Here is a 16829-nt window from a genome sequence, read left to right on the forward strand (position 1 = left end):
CGGAGCAATCCGCCCTTGCATGCTGCAGTGCCACATGCCTGAGGACAGGCCTTGCCTGTCTTCAACGGGCAATCCGCCTATCTATATAGATATAGGCATGGCCGGTTGCCTTTCTTCCCCTTTGCAATTCGAAGTCGATACACATCATGGGATCTCCCGAACTGAACGCCGCCTCCACCTCCACCGAGGCACCCTGGATGACCGAAGACCTGATCCTGTTCCGGGATACGGTGCGGCGCTTTGTCGAGCGCGAGCTGGCGCCGAATGAGTCGCGCTGGGCCGAACAGGGCTACGTCGACCGCGACGTCTGGCGCCGCGCCGGCCAGATCGGCCTGCTGTGCGCGAGCATTCCCGAGGAATTCGGCGGCGGTGGCGGCAGCTTCGCCCATGAGGCCGTGATCACGCAGGAAATGGCGCGCGGCATCTGCGCGAGCCTGGGCAACAACGTGCATAGCGGCATCGTGGCCCACTACTTGCTGAACTACGGCACTCAGGCGCAGAAGGAGAAATGGCTGCCGCTGATGGCCAGCGGCGAAATGGTGGCGGCGATCGCCATGTCGGAACCGGGCGCCGGCTCCGACCTGAAATCGATACGCACCCGCGCGGTGCGCGAGCAGACCGCAAACGGTGAGTGCTATCGCATCAACGGTGCAAAGACCTTCATTACCAACGGGTATCACGCCGACCTGGTCTGCCTGGTCGCCAAGACCGATCCGGACGCCGGTTCGCGCGGGGTATCGCTGATCATGGTGGAAACCCGGGATCTGCCCGGGTTTCGCCGTGGCCGCATCCTGGAGAAGATCGGGCAGAAGGGCCAGGATACCGCCGAGCTGTTCTTCGACGACGTGCGCGTGCCGTGCGAGAACCTGCTCGGCGAGCAGGAGGGTCAGGGCTTCTACCAGCTCATGCAGCAGCTGCCGCAGGAGCGGATGATCATCGCCCTGGGCTCCGTGGCGAGCATGCAGCGCGCCATCGAGCTGACGACCGAGTACGTGCGCGAGCGCAAGGTGTTTGGCCAGCCGCTGCTCGACCTGCAGAACACGCGCTTCAAGCTGGCCGAGTGCAAGACCAACGCGACCATTGCGGCGACCTTCGTGAACGACTGCATGACGCGGCTGATGGCGGGCAAGCTCGACGCCGCGACCGCGGCGATGGCCAAGTGGTGGTGCACGCAGCGCAACTGCGAGATCATCGACGAGTGCCTGCAGTTGCACGGCGGCTACGGCTACATGCTCGAATACCCGATCGCGCGCATGTACGCCAACGCGCGTGTCGGCAAGATCTACGGCGGCTCGAACGAGATCATGAAAGAGCTGGTGGCGCGCACGCTCTGAGCGTTGTCACTAGCCGTCGGCGTGTGCTGCTGCACGTTGCGGAAAACCTTGCAAAAGGGCCGACGAAAGCGCCGGCCCTTTTGTTTCATCGTTACAAAACCGGCTGTGCAGATTCGGGCGGAAAGGTGTAAGGTGTGTCACAAGCATAGTCAATGGCCCGTCGCGCGCGGGGAGGAGCAGGGTTCAAATGTGGTGGTTGCAGGGCGGAAATGCCGTTGCGCACCTGCATAGGAATCGTCAACTCAAGCTCCACCATCGCCGTTATTTGACTATGATGAAGTAAAGACTTCGCAACATGACCAGGTCGCCAAGCCGGGGTGGTGTACCGCGAAAGCTGGCGCGAAGTCTCAGGGGAGTAGCAGTGCCTTCGCCTCGGACGGGGACTCTGACGGGAGTGAGGTATGGACATTTTCGGCCATTACGCCACGCGTTTCGAAGCTCGCAAGGAAGAGGAATACAGCATCCAGGAGTACCTGGAGATCTGCAAGAAGGATCCGACTGCCTATGCGACTGCGGCTGAGCGCATGCTCGCGGCGATCGGTCAGCCGGAGTTGGTGGATACCCACCATGATCCGCGCCTGTCCCGGTTGTTCTTCAACAAGGTGATCCGGGTTTATCCGGCGTTCCGCGACTTCTACGGCATGGAGGACACGATCGAGCAGATCGTTGCCTTCTTCAAGCATGCGGCCCAGGGGCTGGAAGAACGCAAGCAGATCCTGTATCTGCTCGGGCCTCCCGGCGGCGGCAAGTCCTCGCTGGCAGAGAAGCTGAAGTCATTGATGGAGCAAGTTCCGATCTATGCGCTGAAGGGCTCGCCTATCCATGAATCGCCGCTCGGTCTTTTCTCGCCGGAGGAAGACGGCAGGATTCTGGAAGAGGACTATGGCATCCCGATCCGGTACCTGAGCACCATTGCATCGCCGTGGGCGGTGAAGCGCCTGCACGAGTTCAATGGCGACATCACCCAGTTCCGCGTGGTCAAGCTGCGCCCGTCGGTGCTGTCGCAGATCGCGATCTCCAAGACCGAACCGGGCGACGAAAACAACCAGGACATCTCCTCGCTCGTCGGCAAGGTGGATATCCGCAAGCTGGAGGATTTCCCGCAGGACGATCCCGACGCCTATTCCTATTCCGGCGGCCTGTGCCTGGCCAACCGTGGCCTGCTCGAGTTCGTCGAGATGTTCAAGGCGCCGATCAAGGTCCTGCACCCGATGCTGACCGCTACGCAGGAAGGCAACTACAAGGGCACCGAAGGCTTCGGCGCGATTCCGTTCGATGGCATCATCCTGGCGCACTCGAACGAGGCCGAGTGGCAGACCTTCAAGCAGGACAAGAACAACGAGGCTTTCCTCGACCGTATCTACATCGTCAAGGTGCCGTATTGCCTGCGGGTGTCGGAAGAGGTGAAGATCTACGACAAGCTGCTGCGCAGCAGTTCGCTGTCGGCGGCGCCCAATGCGCCCAGCACGCTGAAGATGATGGCGCAGTTCGCGGTGCTCACGCGCATCAAGGAGCCCGAGAACTCGAACATCTTCTCGAAGATGCGCGTCTATGACGGCGAGAGCCTGAAGGACGTCGATCCGAAGGCGAAGTCGTACCAGGAGTATCGCGACTACGCCGGCGTGGACGAGGGCATGAATGGCCTGTCGACGCGCTTCGCGTTCAAGGTCCTGTCCAAGGTGTTCAACTTCGACAACACCGAAGTCGCGGCCAACCCGGTCCACCTGCTGTACGTGCTCGAACAGCAGATCGAGCGCGAGCAGTTCCCGCCGGAACAGGAAGCGAAGCTGCTGTCGTACATCAAGGAGTACCTGACCACGCCGTATGTGGAGTTCATCGGCAAGGAAATCCAGACGGCGTACCTGGAATCGTATTCCGAGTACGGGCAGAACATCTTCGACCGTTACGTGGTGTTCGCCGACCTGTGGATCCAGGACCAGGAGTACCGTGATCCGAACACCGGTGAAATCCTTGACCGCAATGCGCTGAACGACGAGCTCGAGAAGGTCGAGAAGCCCGCGGGCATCTCGAACCCGAAGGACTTCCGCAACGAGATCGTCAACTTCGTGCTGCGCGCCAGGGCCAACAACGGTGGCAAGAACCCGGTCTGGACCAGCTACGAGAAGCTCAGGATGGTGATCGAGAAGCGCATGTTCTCCACCACCGAGGATCTCCTGCCGGTCATCTCGTTCAATGCCAAGTCTTCGCGCGAAGACCAGGAGAAGCACGAGAACTTCGTCAACCGCATGACTGAGAAGGGGTATACGCCGAAGCAAGTCCGACTTTTGGTGGAGTGGTATCTGCGCGTAAGAAAATCATCGTAACGGCGCCTGAACCAGGCCTCTCTTCGAGGGCAAATACATGGCCACGGTCATTGACAGGCGTGAGAACGGCGGCAACAAAAGTGCCGTCAATAAGCAGCGCTTTATCAAGCGCTATCGCGAGCAGATACGCCAGGCGGTCGCAAAGGCGGTGTCCGGCCGGAAGATCATGGACATCGAGCAGAGCGGGCAGGTGTCCATTCCGGTCAAGGACATCTCCGAGCCGATCTTCCACCACGGCCCGGGCGGGCGGCGTGAATGGATCCATCCCGGCAACAAGAAGTTTGTCCGGGGCGATTCATTCGACCGCCAGCAGCAGGGCGGCGGCGGAACCGGGTCGCGCGCCAGCGACAGCGGCGAGGGCGAGGATGATTTCGTTTTCACGCTGTCGCGCGAGGATTTCCTGAATTTCTTCTTCGAGGACATGGCGCTGCCGGACATGGCCAAGCGCCACCTGGCCAAGATCGCCGAAGTCCGCAAGGTGCGCGCCGGCTACTCCATCGACGGCACGCCTTCCAACCTGTCGATCCTGCGCACCATGCGCAGCTCGATCGGCCGGCGCATTGCGCTGTCCAGCCCATACCAGAAACGCCTGCGCGAACTGGAGAAGGAGTACAGCGAGGCGCTGGACAAAGAGGGGCCATACAGCGAAGTGGCGCTCGAACTGATGAAGGAAATGCGGCATCTGCGCGCCTGCATCGACCGCGTTCCATTCATCGAGAAGCTCGACCTGCGCTACAACAACCGCGTGCTCAAGAAGCGGCCCCAGGCGCAGGCGGTGATGTTCTGCCTGATGGACGTGTCCGGTTCGATGGACGAGAGCCGGAAGGATCTCGCCAAGCGCTTCTTCATGCTGCTGTACCTGTTCCTGAAGCGCAATTACGAGCGCATCGACGTCGTGTTCATCCGCCATCACACCGTGGCCAAGGAAGTGGAAGAGGAGGATTTCTTCCATTCGCGCGAGTCCGGTGGTACGGTGGTGTCCAGCGCGCTGAAGCTGATGGTCGAGGTTATCCACGACCGTTATCCGCCAAGCCAGTGGAACATCTACTGCGCGCAGGCATCCGACGGCGACAACTGGGCCGGCGACTCAGAGTTGTGCGGCCGCCTGCTGCGCGAGGCGATCCTGCCGCTGGTTCAGTATTTCGCGTACGTGGAAGTGGCCTCCGAAGAACCGCAGAATCTGTGGGAAGAGTACCTGACGGTCAAGAGCCAGTTCGAGCACTTCGCGATGCAGCGCATCATCAGCGCGGACGAAATCTACCCGGTGCTGCACGACCTGTTCCAGAAGCGCGCGGCCTGAAGCGCTGGACAGGGCAGGACCTTGGCAGTGGCAACGCGGCGCGGGGGCGGACGGCCTGCGTCAGACGGAGGTGAAGATGGCTTATCTCTCCACGGGTTCGGAATGGACCTTCGAGCTGATCACCCGGTATGACCGCGAGATCGCGCGCATTGCCGGCGAGTTCGGGCTGGACACCTATCCCAACCAGATCGAGATCATCACCGCCGAGCAGATGCTCGATGCCTATGCCTCGGCAGGCCTGCCGGTGGGGTACAGCCACTGGTCATACGGCAAGCACTTCCTGGCCTCGGAGCGCAGCTACCAGCGCGGCCACATGGGGCTGGCCTATGAGATCGTGATCAACTCCAACCCCTGCATTGCCTACCTGATGGAGGAGAACACGCTGCCGATGCAGGCGCTCACGATTGCGCATGCCTGCTACGGCCACAACTCGTTCTTCAAGGGCAACTACCTGTTCCGCACCTGGACCAACGCGGACGCCATCATCGACTACCTGCTGTTCGCCAAGAACTACGTGGCCGAGTGCGAGCAGCGCTACGGCGAGCAGGAGGTGGAGTTGCTGCTCGATTCCTGCCACGCGCTGCAGAACTACGGCGTGGACCGCTACAAGCGGCCCAAGAAGCTCTCCATCAACGAAGAGCAGGCGCGCCAGGCCGAACGCGAGAACTACCTGCAGATGCAGGTCAACGACCTGTGGCGCACGCTGCCCAAGCACCGTCCCCACGCCCTGGCGACCGATGATGACGCGGTGGAGCCGGAAGCCAGCTTCCCGCCGGAGCCGCAGGAGAACCTGCTGTACTTCATCGAGAAGAACGCGCCCAAGCTGGCGCCGTGGCAGCGCGAGATCGTGCGCATCGTGCGCAAGATCGCGCAGTACTTCTATCCGCAGCGCCAGACCAAGGTGATGAACGAAGGCTGGGCCACGTTCTGGCACTACACCATCATCCACCAGCTCTACGAGGAAAAGCTGGTCAACGACGCCTTCATGCTGGAGCTGCTGCAGGCCCACACCAACGTGATCTACCAGCCGCCATACAACAGTCCGTACTACAGCGGCCTGAACCCGTACACGCTGGGTTTCCTGATGTTCCAGGACCTGCGCCGCATGTGCGAGAACCCGGAAGAGGAGGATTACCTCTGGGCACCGGAGATCGCCGGGTCGGACTGGCGCACCACGCTGGACTTCGCCATGCGCAACTTCAAGGACGAGAGCTTCCTGCTGCAGTTCCTGTCGCCGCGCGTGATCCGCGAACTGAAGCTGTTCTCGGTGCTGGACGACGACCGCGAGAACAAGCTGCGCGTGACCGCCATCCATAACGACGAAGGCTACCGTATGATCCGGCAGCTGCTGGCATCGCAATACGACCTCTCCGGCATGGAGCCCAATATCCAGGTCACCAACGTCGATGTGGGCGGCGACCGCTCGCTCACCCTGCGCCACCAGCAGAGCGACCGCCGGCCGCTGTCGCACAACTTCGACGAAGTGATCCGCCATGTGACGCGCCTGTGGGGCTTCAATGTCCGGCTGGAAGTGGCCTATGAGGATGGCCGGCGCGAGCTCAAGTACGAGTGCAAGCCGGAACGCCGCCACCGCAAGGTGCCGGGCGGCGGGCTGAGCCTGGCGGCCTGAGACTGCGGCACGTTCAATGCGCGCATTGCGGCGGCCCCTGACAGGGCCGCCGTTTCATTTTGGGCGTCAGGCTGCCGCCTCGTACCACTCGCGCACTAGTTCCACCGCGCCACGCGACGGCTCCGCGCAGACCAGCTCGCCCAGCACGCGGCTCCACCAGCGCTCCGAGCCATCCGCCACGCGCCACGCATGCAGGCGCCGCGTGTAGAGCTGCAGGTCGAATTCCTCGGTGATGCCGATGGCGCCATGCACCGCGTGCGCGATGGCAGCCACCGGCGTGACCGCGTCGCTGGCGCGCAGCTTGCCGATGGCGGCGCGGATCGGGTCGGGCCGGCTGCCCGTGCTGTCGCAGGCGATCTGCGCGGCCAGGCGCGACGCGGCGACATGCTCCGCCATCTCGCTGATCTGGTGCTGGATGGCCTGGAACTTGCCGATCGCCCGCCCGAACTGCAGGCGGTCATTGGCGTACTGCAGCGTCATGTCCATGACCTGGGACAGCGCGCCGGCCATCTGCGCGGCATGCAGGCAGGCGCCGACGGTGCGCAGTGTGCCGGCGGGCAGCTCGAAGGCCGTGCCGGCCTTGCCGTCGCAACGCGGCAGGCGCATGGTCAGGTCGGCGTGAGCCCCGGTCGGCTCGGCGCCGGCCGCGGCCGCCGGCAGCAGCACGCAGCGCGTACCGGACTGCACCAGGAACCAGCCTGCGTGGCGGGCATCGGCCACCTGCGTGGCCGGGCTGCCATCGTCGGGGCTTGCCAGCGCAATGGGCTCGGCAGGCACGTCCACGCCATGGGCTTGCAGCAGCGCCCGCGCGAACAGCGTCTGCGCGAGCGGCAATGGCACGGCATGGCGGCCCAGCACGTGCAGCACGGGCGCCAGGTCGGACAAGGACAGGCCGGCGCCACCAGCCGATTCAGGCAACAGGCAGTCGGCAAAGCCGCTGTCCAGCAGCGCCTGCCAGAGCGGCGCCGGGTCCGCGCCCTGTTCGATGGCGCGTACGACGGCGGGTTGGCATTGAGCGCGCAGCAGGGCGTCGAGCGCGTCGGAATAGGTGTTATGCATGGCGATGGACTCAGTGTTGGACGCGTGCAGTGCTTCGGCGCATCAGCGCAGCCCCAGGCCGCGCGCGATCATGCCGCGCAGGATCTCGCGGGTGCCGCCGCGCAGCGAATAGGACGGGGCGATCTGCGTGACGTAGGCCAGCGTGCGGTACAGCGCGCCGTCGGCCGCCAGCGCCGGCTCGTCGCCCAGCGCGGCTTCCACGAGTGCCGGGATCGACTGCTCGAAGGTCGTGCCCAGGTCCTTCACCAGTGCGGCTTCGACCACCGGGCTTTCGCCCGCGGCCAGGCGTGCCGTCACGGCCAGCGACATCGCGCGCAGCACCGCAAGATGGCCGACCAGCCGGCCGGCGGTGACGGTGTCGCGCCGTCCTTCGGGCAGGCGCCGCAGCGCGGCCAGCCAGGTGTCGAGCAGCACCACGCTCGAATACAGCCGCTCCGGGCCGCTGCGCTCGAACGCCAGCTCGGCGTTCACCTGTTCCCAGCCGCTGCCTTCCTGCCCGATCAGCGCGTCCGGCGCCAGCACCACGTCCTCGAAGCTGACCTCGGAGAAATGCGCGTCGCCGGTCAGGTCCTGGATCGGGCGTACCGTGACGCCGGGTGCGCAGAGGTCGACGATGACCTGCGACAGCCCGGTCTGCCGGTCCTGCGGCGTGCCCGAGGTGCGCACCAGCGCCAGCATGTAGTGGCAGTGGTTGGCGTTCGTCGTCCAGATCTTCCGGCCGTTCAGGCGCCAGCTGCCGTCCGGCTGCCGCACCGCGCGCGTGGCCACGCTCGCAAGGTCGGAGCCGGAGTTCGGCTCGCTCATGCCGATACAGAAGAAGGCGTCGCCGCGGCAGATGGCGGACAGGTACTTTGCCTTTTGCGCCTCGGTGCCATAGCGCAGGATCAGCGGGCCGCTCTGGCGGTCGGCGATCCAGTGCGCGGACACGGGCGCGCCGGCGGCGAGCAGTTCTTCCACCAGCACGAAGCGCGAGAACGGGTCCAGGCCGGCGCCGCCATGTGCGGCCGGCAAGGTGATGCCGACCCAGCCGCGCGCGGCCAGCGCGCGGCTGAAGGCGGCGTCGAAGCCCATCCAAGAGCGGGCCCGCACTTCGGGCGGCAGCGCCGGCATGTGTTCGGCCAGGAAGGCCCGGACCTGCTCGCGAAACGCCGTGGCGTGCGGCGGCAGGCTGGTGAGCTGGAAGGTGGAGAGCAATGCGGTCACGTTGAATATCCAGGTGCTTGATGGCGGATGGCGTGAAGGCCTGGGCCGGGTTGCGGCGCCGGCCAGGGTCAGTCGAGCGTGGCGCCGGAGTCCTTGACAACCTTGCGCCAGCGCGTCATCTCGGCCGAAAGGTAGCTGGCGTAGGCCTCGGGTGTCGAGCCGCGCGTGCGCCCTGGGCTGCACGCGTTTCCGGGTTGGCCAGTGCCTTCAGGTCGCGGCGTTGAGCTTGCGCACGATCTCGTGGGCGCAGCGGTTTCAGTTCGCGTGCCCGGCCAGCAGCCGGCGCGCCGTATACGTCATGACTGTCTCGTTGCGCTGGTTGAAGACTTCGATGGCCGAGTCCACTACCGCGCGGCCGCTGCGCGACGTCGGCCGGATGCCGGTCACCGTGACGGTGGCCCAGATCGTGTCGCCGACCACCACCGGGGCAAGGATCTGCTGCGTCAGCTCCAGCATCGCCAGGCCGGTGCCCTGGATCATGGTCTGCAGGATGAAGCCTTCGATCAGCGTGTAGGTCAGCGCGCCCGGGACCGGGCGGCCGCCGATCGCGCTGCCGTCGTAGCCGTCCTCGATGAAGATCGCCTCGACCATGCCGGTGACCGAAATGAAGTTGACGAGGTCGGTCTCGGTCACGGTGCGGCGGAAGGTGCGGAACGCCTGGCCTTCCTTCAGGTCCTGCCAGTAGAAGCCCTGGCCCAGGCGCGGCAAGTGGTTGTGCATCATGCTGTCTCCTTGGTGTTGTCCCCGGGGCCCGCGGGTTGCGGCGCGCAATACGCGGCGCCCGTGGCGCTGAGCCCGTCGATGTCCTGCTGCGTCAGCCCGGCCTGCGCCAGCAACCGAGCGGTGTGCTCGCCGAGGCGCGGCGGCACGCTGATCGGCGCACGCTCGCCGTCGAAGCGCACGGGTGCGCCCGGAAAGCGCAGCGCGCCCATGGCGGGGTCATCGACTGGTTCGAAGAAGCCGGTGGCGCGCAGGTGCGGATCGTCGGGCAGGTCATCGAGTTCGTTGATCCGGGCCACGGGAATCTGCAGCGCTTCGCAGACTTCCAGCCAGTGCGCGGTGCTGTGCCCGCGCACGATCTCGCCCGTGATCTCGTACAGCGTTTCGATATGGGCGGTGCGGGCCGAGATATCGGTGAAGCGCGCATCCGCGGCCAGTTCTGGCCGGCCGGCGGCGCGGAAGAAGTCGCGCCAGTGTGCGTCGGTGTACGGCATCATGCAGACATGGCCGTCGGCGCTCTGGTATGGCCGGCGCAGCGGGGCCAGCACGCGCGGGTAGCCGGTGCCGCCGCGTGGCGGCTCGAAATGCCGGCCATAGAAATGCTCGACCAGGTTGAAGGCGACCATGGACTCGAACATCGGCACCTCGACCATGGCGCCCTTGCCGTCGCCGCGGGCCCGTCCGGCCAGCGCCGCGCACACCGACATCGCCGCAACCAGTCCGCTGGTCTTGTCGGCCGCGATGGTCGGGAAATAACGGCTGCTGCCGGTCTGCGCCGCCATCAGCGCGGCGTTGCCGGAGAGACCCTGGATGATGTCGTCGTAGGCCGGGCGCCCGCCGTAAGGACCGTCCCCGGCAAAGCCGAGCAGGCTGACATAGACCAGTTGCGGATGGCGTGCCTTCACATCGTCCGGCGCCAGGCCCAGCGCGGCCAGCTTTTGCGGGCGCATGCTATGCATCAGCACGTCCGCGCCGGCCAGCATGCGGTCCAGCGCCGCCTGCGCGGCGGGCTGTTTCAGGTCCAGCACGACGCTCTTCTTGCTGCGGTTCACGCCCAGGAAAATGGCGGCCATGCCGGCTTCGGCGGCAGGGCCGGTGCGGCGTGTGGAATCGCCCCCGGGCGGCTCGACCTTGATGACCTCTGCGCCAAAGTCAGCCAGCCACTGGCTGGCATAAGGGCCCATCACGACCGTGGAAAGGTCGATCACGCGGATGCCTGCTAACGGCAGCATGCGTCTGTCTCCGGATCTTGTTCTGTGGGGTACAGCGTAGATCAGGGGTGCCTGTCTGGTCTAATATTACTTTTTTAGAAACTGATATTCGCGGAATATCGATATGGATCTGCGCCAGCTCCAGCAGTTCGTCGCCCTGGCCGAAACGGGCAACTTCCACCGCGCGGCCGAGCGCCTGCACATGGCGCAGCCGCCGCTGTCGATCTCGATCCGCAAGCTCGAGGAGCAGCTTGGCACCGCGCTGTTCGTGCGCACGCCGCGCGGCGTCAGGCTGACGCAGGCCGGCGAGGCCGCGCTGCAGGACGCACGCCGCGCGCTGTTCCATGCCGGGCAGGCACGCGCGGCGGCCATGGCGGCCGCGCAGGGCGAGCGTGGCGCCTTGCGCATCGGCTTTATCGGCTCCGCCACCTATGCCCTGCTGCCAAAGCTGATCCCGGCGTTCCGCGCCGCGCACCCGGGCATCGAGCTGGTGCTGCAGGAGTCCACCACGGCTGCCATTCTCGACCAGCTCGAGAAGCACCGCCTCGACGCCGGGCTGGTCCGCTTCCCGATCCTGAGCAGCGGCGGCTACACGCTCACGCCGCTGGAAAGCGACGTCTTCGTTGCCGCGGTGCCCGCGGACAGCCCGCATGCCGGCGAGGAGTCCATTCCGTTGAAGTCGCTGGCGGCCGAGCCGTTCATCATGCATCCGGCGGCAGCGGTGCCCAACCTGCATGCCGTCGCCATGATGCTGTGCCAGCAGGCCGGCTTCGTGCCGCGCGTCACGCAGGAAGCGGTGCAGGTGCAGACCATCGTGAGCCTGGTGGAAAGCGGGTTGGGCGTGGCGCTGGTGCCCAGTGTGGCCACGCGTTATGCGAACCGCAGGGTGAAGTTCCTCCCGCTGTCCAGTCCGCGGCCGGCGGGGCGGATTGGCATTGCGCTGGCCGCGCGGGCCGATGATGCCGACCGGCAGGTGCAGAGGTTTCTTGCGGCGGCGCTGGCGGCGGTCGAAGGTGAAGGATGAAGGGAGGCCTTGTCGTTCCTGGCGGGCGCCGGCGAATCCGCGGCGCCCGCCAATACCGTCGACTTACCCGTTCTTGCCCTGCTTTTCCCGAGGCCGGTCCGCCGGACATGCCCGCGCCCGCATCAGGTTCACGCCGGGCAACAAATGCAGCAGCCGCACCAGCTCGGACTGCCGGTGCGTGCCGGTCTTGCGCAGCGTATCCCGGATATGCACCCGCACGGTATGCGGCGAAAGGAATTCCCGCTCGGCAATCTCATTGAGCGTTTCGCCGGCCGCCAGCCGGATGGCGATGATGCTTTCCTTGCGCGACAGGCCGAACAGCGAGGTCAGCACCGCCGCATCGAGCACCGAGCGCGATTCGGAATTGCCGAACAGCATCATCGCGGCGGGCAGTTGCCAGGGACCTTCGACCGGCTGGCGCGATACCAGCGGCGTCACGATGATCGGTACGGGCTGTCCGCCGGACGTGATGTGCATCCATGAGCCCGCGGCGGCATCGGCGCCGCGGCCGCGCACGGCACCCTCCAGCAGCCGCTGCAGCACCGCCTGCAGCGAGGCGTCGCGCGCGTGCAGCACTCCCTGTTCCAGCGCAAGGTGGCTGTCGGCCTGGACCAGCGCCTCGGCCCAGCTATTGGCGTAGCGCACGCGCATATCCGCCTGCAGCACCATCACGCCGAAGTCGAGCGTGTCGAGCCCGGCGAGCCCCAGCGAGGCCAGTCCGCTCAGCTCGAAGTTGCGCTGCTGCATGCGCGCGGCGCGGACCCAGTGCGGCATGACATGGGCCAGGCGGCGCTCGCGCGCGGTGCCGTCGAGACGGCCGTGCCCGGTACGGGTGCCACTCATGAGCACGCAGATCTCGGCGGTGTCGACGAGCCGGAAGCCCTGTTCCAGTCCGCTGCCGTCAGCGGCAACGGCAACGTCAACCGCGGATGCGCCACCATCCTCCATGGCCAGAGCGGCGCCGGACGTGGCGTGCGCCGTTCCGGCATGCGCCGGCTGGCCCGGGGCGGACGGCGGAATGACCCCGTCTGGCAGGCCGATACCGCTGGTGAAACATCCATGCGGGGTCACGCCGAGCCGGGCATGGCCGGCGAGCTTGTCCCAGATCAGGTAGCGTGGGCTGCCTGTGCCTGTATAGCGGGAAAAAAGGTCCAGTGCGGCGGGCATGGCCGCCACGTCCATTGCGGACTCATAGATAGAGTCGACCAGACGATGAAAGTCCTCGTCGACACTCGGGTGTTCGCCCATATTCTGTTCCCCCGGTGGCAAACGCCTTTTACTGATCGCCATTTTCTAATGGCTGCTGTCTTTACCCGTACCGCCAATGCCCAGCCCGGGCGTTCTGTTGCGCGCCGTGGCGGCGGTGCCGTGGCTCAACGGCACCGCATGCAGTATGCCCCCAAACATCGTCCATGCCTGAATGTCGACAATCATGCCAAACAATCCTGTCGGTCTTATCCCCATTTTTGGGGGCTACATTCCCGCGAAGCGGGAATGACCGGCCGAACGGCTATATGTCGACGCCTGCATAACACGCAGGGATGTTAATGCGCCGCGCGGAGTATGAAATGGTTTTTTGAAGCCGGAGCGGCGGTGGCGTTTCGCAAAAGCGACAGCGCATTCATTCCTGCGTGATGCTCGCATCTCATTCCGAACGCGAGATGACGGCTTCTGCGCTTGCCGTGCCGGCCGTCCCGCCATCGAGCCGGATGGTCAGGCTTGGCGAGGCCAGGCGGATGCCGTTGGCGTCGAACTGCCGCTTGAGCAGCGCATTGAACGCGCGGGTGATCTCCGCCTGCATCAGCGGGCGGGTCTTGACCTGCGCCATCACCACCGGGCCGCCCGGGTCGAAGCGGTCGAGGCCCAGGATTTCCAGGCCGGACAGCAGCTTGCGCGTGTAGCGGTGATCGCGCGCGATCTGGCTGCCGGTGGACCGGATCAGGTCCAGGGCGCGGTCCAGGTCGCTCTGGTAGGCGAGGCAAATATTGAATACGGCATAGCCATATCCGCGCGACAGGTTCTTCACGGCCTTGATCTGGCTGTACGGCAGCGTATGCAGGGCACCCTTGCCGTCGCGCAGCTTGACGGTGCGGATGGTCATGGCTTCGACCACGCCGGCGTGGTCGGGCAGTTCGATGGAGTCGCCGATGGCGATCGAATCCTCGATCACGATGAAGAGCCCGGTGATCAGGTCCTGGACCAGGCTTTGCGCGCCGAAGCCGATCGCCAGGCCGACCACGCCGGCGCCCGCGAGCAGCGGCGTGACATTGACCCCCAGGTTGGCCAGCACCACCATCATGGCGATGACCAGCAGCGCGACGAACGACGCGTTGCGCACCAGCGGCAGGATGGTCTTGGCACGCAGGCTCGGCTGTGCGGCGGCACGGCCATGCGTGGGAGACAGCGCCTGCGTGATGGCCGTATCGATCACTAGCCAGGTCAGCCATGCGAGCAGCACCGTGGCGGTGACGCTCAGCAGGGACTCCGCGATGTGCCGCCTCGCCGGCGAGCTTTCCACCAGGTGCAGCACGGAGGTTCCCCAGATACGCGCGCCCAGTTCGACCACGGTGGCCCAGATCACCACGCGCACCAGCGCCATGGCGAAGCGCCCGAAGCGTTGCAGGTAGGCGGAGCGTCGCCGGTCGCGGATGCGGGGCGCGCGAACGCGCGCTTTCGGGGAGCGGCCGGCGACCAGCGTCAGCAGCAGCGCGATGACAAACAGTGCCACCGAGGCCACCGTGCGGCGCAGGAAGACGTCGGCATGGCCGGTGGCCAGTATGGTGCCGATCACGGAAGCCACCACCACGGCCAGCACGGGCAGGTGCCAGGCCTGGCCGGCCAGGCGCAGCAGGTCCGTCAGGGCCGGATGCGACTGGCGGAACTCGAGGGGCCGCTGCGCGATGAGCTGGCCGACCTGGCGCCGGAAGCGCAGCGCGAACACGCCGATCAGGATCGCCGCGGCGACGTTGGCCGCCGTGGAAAGCAGGGCGCAGAGGTTATTGCCGAGCACGGACGTGATGCGGCTGTCGGTGGCGCTGTTACCCAGCGCGGCGAGAGCACCGGTGCAGAACAGCAGCCACGGCGAGCGCGTCAGCAACTGGTGCACCGCCAACCGCCGGTGCGCGGTGCGGAACAGCGCGAAGATGACCTGGCAGGCCGCGGCCGCGATCGCACCGGCGACGATGGCGTGGGCCACCATCACGGCAGCGACGCTCGCCGGCGCTTGCGAGAAGTGCCGGTAGGCAAGCAGCACCGTAAGCCCGAATGCCGCCACCCAAGGTCCGATGCGCCGCAGCATATAGATGCCGACATCCATCCATGACGGCACGTCAGGGAGCCCGCTGCGCGGCTTGCGCAACAGCGCCACGGCGCTTTCGGCATGCTTGCGGCGCCGTACCCGGATCCGGTGGCCGATTTCCCACAAGACCCAGCCGCACAGCGCCCAGCCACCAATGACGATGACGAACTCGCGCAGCGAGTCCAGTGCCGGGCGCGTGCCGTTGAGCGTCGCGGCGGCATGCCATTCCTCGGCGGCGAATTGCGAGCGCCAGCGCCAGTAGTGCCAAGGGCCGTGGTCCGTGCGCAGTTGCGTATCGACTTCATCGAGTGCCTGGGCCACGGCGCCGATCAGCCCCGGCGACGAGGCCGGCGCAACCGGCGCCGACGCCGAGGCGGTCAGCCCGCTGCGCAGCGCCCGCAGTTGCTCGAGCAGGGCCTTGCGCTGCGTATCGTCCTGCAAGGTGCCGATCACCTGGTCGAGCGACTCGGTCAGCGGGACGCTGGCCGGCGCGGCCTTGGCATCGCCGTGCTGTATCGCGGCAACCAGCGGGTTTGCCGGCGCCGCGCCGGCGGGCGCGCGGGGCAGCAGCGTCAGCAGCAGCGCGGTCAGGAGCAGCCAGGCAAGCCGGCGCGCGCAGCCAGGGGCTTCAGGGAGAAGAGGGCGCATGGGATCCGGGGGCCGTCGCGGTCAAGCCTTCCATGCGCGACACTGTAGCGCATTGGTCCCACCGCGGTCTCGAAGTCGAGCCCCCGACAGTGGTGTTGTTCGGCCTCGAGGGCCGGGAAAGTGGCGTATCGGTGCATTCGTCGCTTCCGACGATGCGTGTCAGGGCCCGATCCACGAATCTCGAACCCGCTCCGGCGCTCCAGCGGCGCCGGTTTCTGACACCAGCATCGGGCCTGTCGCGTGGGCGGCAATGACCCGGCAAAACCAAGATGGAAGGAAGACGGTAATGGAACTCAATGCATCGGTATCGGCCATCGTGACCGGCGGCGCCTCGGGCCTGGGCGCGGCGACCGCCCGCGCGCTGGCGGCGCAGGGCGTGCGCGTGGCGCTGTTCGACCTCAACGCCGAGAAGGGCGAAGCGCTGGCACGCGAACTAGGCGGCGTGTTCTGCCAGGTCAACGTGACGTCCGAATCCGAAGTCGAGGCCGGCTTCGCCAAGGCGCGCGCCGCCATCGGCCAGGAACGCATCCTGGTCAATTGCGCCGGCACCGGTAATGCAATCAAGACCGCCTCGCGCTCGAAGGAAGACCCGTCGCAGATCAAGTTCTTCCCGACTGACGCATTCGAACGCATCATCCAGATCAACCTGATCGGGACCTTCCGCTGCATCTCGCGCTCGGCCGCCGGCATGCTGACGCTGGACCCCACCGCCAGCGGCGATCGCGGCGTGATCATCAGCACGGCATCGGTGGCGGCGCAGGACGGCCAGATTGGCCAGGCGTCCTATTCGGCATCGAAGGCCGGCGTGGTCGGCATGACGCTGCCGATCGCGCGCGACCTGTCCGGCGAAGGCGTCCGCGTCAACACCATCCTGCCGGGCATCTTCAATACGCCGCTGCTGCAGGGCGCGCCCGAGAACGTCAAGGCCGCGCTGGGCGCGTCGGTGCCGTTCCCCAAGCGCCTGGGCCAGCCGGAAGAGTTCGCCTCGCTCGCGGTGGAGATGTGCCGCAATGGCTATTTCAATGGCGAATCGGTGCGCCTGGACGGCGCCATCCGCATGGCACCGCGCTGATCCCGC

At 66.0% G+C, this 16829-nt stretch carries 13 protein-coding genes and 1 pseudogene; 6 read left to right on the forward strand and 8 right to left on the reverse strand.

Going from position 1 to position 16829, the window contains the following annotated elements; translation table 11 throughout:
• The first annotated feature begins 146 nt into the window (after positions 1-146).
• From CupriaWKF_RS23395 to CupriaWKF_RS23410, 4 genes are all read left to right on the forward strand, one after another.
• Complete coding sequence (locus CupriaWKF_RS23395; RefSeq protein WP_276103115.1) at positions 147-1334, forward strand: acyl-CoA dehydrogenase family protein; 1188 nt, start codon at positions 147-149, stop codon at positions 1332-1334.
• Positions 1335-1735: 401 nt separating this feature from the next.
• Positions 1736-3658, forward strand: a complete 1923-nt coding sequence (locus CupriaWKF_RS23400) for a PrkA family serine protein kinase (RefSeq protein ID WP_276103116.1) — start codon at positions 1736-1738, stop codon at positions 3656-3658.
• A 37-nt stretch (positions 3659-3695) separates the two neighbouring features.
• Positions 3696-4958, forward strand: coding sequence for a YeaH/YhbH family protein (locus CupriaWKF_RS23405; protein WP_276103117.1), 1263 nt, complete (start codon positions 3696-3698; stop codon positions 4956-4958).
• A 76-nt stretch (positions 4959-5034) separates the two neighbouring features.
• The gene (locus CupriaWKF_RS23410; RefSeq protein ID WP_276103118.1) at positions 5035-6588 is read left to right on the forward strand and encodes a SpoVR family protein; all 1554 of its coding nucleotides are present in this window, start codon (positions 5035-5037) and stop codon (positions 6586-6588) included.
• 66 nt (positions 6589-6654) lie between these two features.
• Here CupriaWKF_RS23410 and CupriaWKF_RS23415 read toward each other — a convergent pair whose 3' ends face one another.
• From CupriaWKF_RS23415 to CupriaWKF_RS23430, 5 genes and pseudogenes are all read right to left on the reverse strand, one after another.
• A complete protein-coding gene (locus CupriaWKF_RS23415; protein WP_276103119.1) occupies positions 6655-7647 on the reverse strand; it encodes an acyl-CoA dehydrogenase family protein in 993 nt (330 codons plus the stop codon).
• A gap of 42 nt (positions 7648-7689) precedes the next feature.
• Positions 7690-8850, reverse strand: a complete 1161-nt coding sequence (locus tag CupriaWKF_RS23420) for an acyl-CoA dehydrogenase family protein (protein ID WP_276103121.1) — start codon at positions 8848-8850, stop codon at positions 7690-7692.
• 68 nt (positions 8851-8918) lie between these two features.
• Positions 8919-9095: pseudogene (locus CupriaWKF_RS34380) on the reverse strand (tripartite tricarboxylate transporter substrate binding protein); the annotation flags it as partial.
• A gap of 10 nt (positions 9096-9105) precedes the next feature.
• A complete protein-coding gene (locus CupriaWKF_RS23425) occupies positions 9106-9573 on the reverse strand; it encodes a MaoC family dehydratase (protein ID WP_276103122.1) in 468 nt (155 codons plus the stop codon).
• Positions 9570-10802: a CoA transferase gene (locus tag CupriaWKF_RS23430; protein WP_276103123.1), complete on the reverse strand. Its 1233-nt coding sequence runs from the start codon at positions 10800-10802 to the stop codon at positions 9570-9572. The genes CupriaWKF_RS23425 and CupriaWKF_RS23430 overlap by 4 nt, the downstream gene beginning before the upstream one ends.
• Before the next feature lie 103 nt (positions 10803-10905).
• On the opposite strand from CupriaWKF_RS23430, the gene CupriaWKF_RS23435 reads away from it, so the two are divergent.
• The gene (locus CupriaWKF_RS23435; RefSeq protein WP_276103124.1) at positions 10906-11805 is read left to right on the forward strand and encodes a LysR family transcriptional regulator; all 900 of its coding nucleotides are present in this window, start codon (positions 10906-10908) and stop codon (positions 11803-11805) included.
• A gap of 63 nt (positions 11806-11868) precedes the next feature.
• Here the strand turns inward: CupriaWKF_RS23435 and CupriaWKF_RS23440 are convergent, their stop codons facing one another.
• From CupriaWKF_RS23440 to CupriaWKF_RS23450, 3 genes are all read right to left on the reverse strand, one after another.
• The gene (locus CupriaWKF_RS23440) at positions 11869-13053 is read right to left on the reverse strand and encodes a helix-turn-helix transcriptional regulator (protein ID WP_276103125.1); all 1185 of its coding nucleotides are present in this window, start codon (positions 13051-13053) and stop codon (positions 11869-11871) included.
• Between the two features lie 45 nt (positions 13054-13098).
• Positions 13099-13239 (reverse strand): hypothetical protein, encoded by a 141-nt coding sequence (locus tag CupriaWKF_RS23445; protein ID WP_276103126.1) that lies wholly within the window; start codon positions 13237-13239, stop codon positions 13099-13101.
• Between the two features lie 211 nt (positions 13240-13450).
• Positions 13451-15751, reverse strand: coding sequence for a mechanosensitive ion channel family protein (locus CupriaWKF_RS23450; RefSeq protein WP_276103127.1), 2301 nt, complete (start codon positions 15749-15751; stop codon positions 13451-13453).
• A 286-nt stretch (positions 15752-16037) separates the two neighbouring features.
• On the opposite strand from CupriaWKF_RS23450, the gene CupriaWKF_RS23455 reads away from it, so the two are divergent.
• Positions 16038-16823 carry an SDR family NAD(P)-dependent oxidoreductase gene (locus CupriaWKF_RS23455; protein WP_276103128.1) on the forward strand — a complete coding sequence of 262 codons (786 nt, stop codon included), beginning with the start codon at positions 16038-16040 and terminating at the stop codon, positions 16821-16823.
• Positions 16824-16829 lie beyond the last annotated feature (6 nt).

It is taken from the genome of Cupriavidus sp. WKF15 (genome assembly GCF_029278605.1).
GTDB lineage: Bacteria > Pseudomonadota > Gammaproteobacteria > Burkholderiales > Burkholderiaceae > Cupriavidus.

Excerpts from the sequence above, each read along its gene's own strand:
- CupriaWKF_RS23440 (WP_276103125.1), bottom strand. The coding sequence starts at position 13,053 with ATGGGCGAACACCCGAGTGTCGACGAGGACTTTCATCGTCTGGTCGAC.
- CupriaWKF_RS23400 (WP_276103116.1), top strand. The coding sequence starts at position 1,736 with ATGGACATTTTCGGCCATTACGCCACGCGTTTCGAAGCTCGCAAGGAA.
- CupriaWKF_RS23435 (WP_276103124.1), top strand. The coding sequence starts at position 10,906 with ATGGATCTGCGCCAGCTCCAGCAGTTCGTCGCCCTGGCCGAAACGGGC.
- CupriaWKF_RS23425 (WP_276103122.1), bottom strand. The coding sequence starts at position 9,573 with ATGATGCACAACCACTTGCCGCGCCTGGGCCAGGGCTTCTACTGGCAG.
- CupriaWKF_RS23395 (WP_276103115.1), top strand. The coding sequence starts at position 147 with ATGGGATCTCCCGAACTGAACGCCGCCTCCACCTCCACCGAGGCACCC.
- CupriaWKF_RS23410 (WP_276103118.1), top strand. The coding sequence starts at position 5,035 with ATGGCTTATCTCTCCACGGGTTCGGAATGGACCTTCGAGCTGATCACC.
- CupriaWKF_RS23430 (WP_276103123.1), bottom strand. The coding sequence starts at position 10,802 with ATGCTGCCGTTAGCAGGCATCCGCGTGATCGACCTTTCCACGGTCGTG.
- CupriaWKF_RS23455 (WP_276103128.1), top strand. The coding sequence starts at position 16,038 with ATGGAACTCAATGCATCGGTATCGGCCATCGTGACCGGCGGCGCCTCG.
- CupriaWKF_RS23445 (WP_276103126.1), bottom strand. The coding sequence starts at position 13,239 with ATGATTGTCGACATTCAGGCATGGACGATGTTTGGGGGCATACTGCAT.
- CupriaWKF_RS23415 (WP_276103119.1), bottom strand. The coding sequence starts at position 7,647 with ATGCATAACACCTATTCCGACGCGCTCGACGCCCTGCTGCGCGCTCAA.
- CupriaWKF_RS23450 (WP_276103127.1), bottom strand. The coding sequence starts at position 15,751 with ATGCGCCCTCTTCTCCCTGAAGCCCCTGGCTGCGCGCGCCGGCTTGCC.
- CupriaWKF_RS23405 (WP_276103117.1), top strand. The coding sequence starts at position 3,696 with ATGGCCACGGTCATTGACAGGCGTGAGAACGGCGGCAACAAAAGTGCC.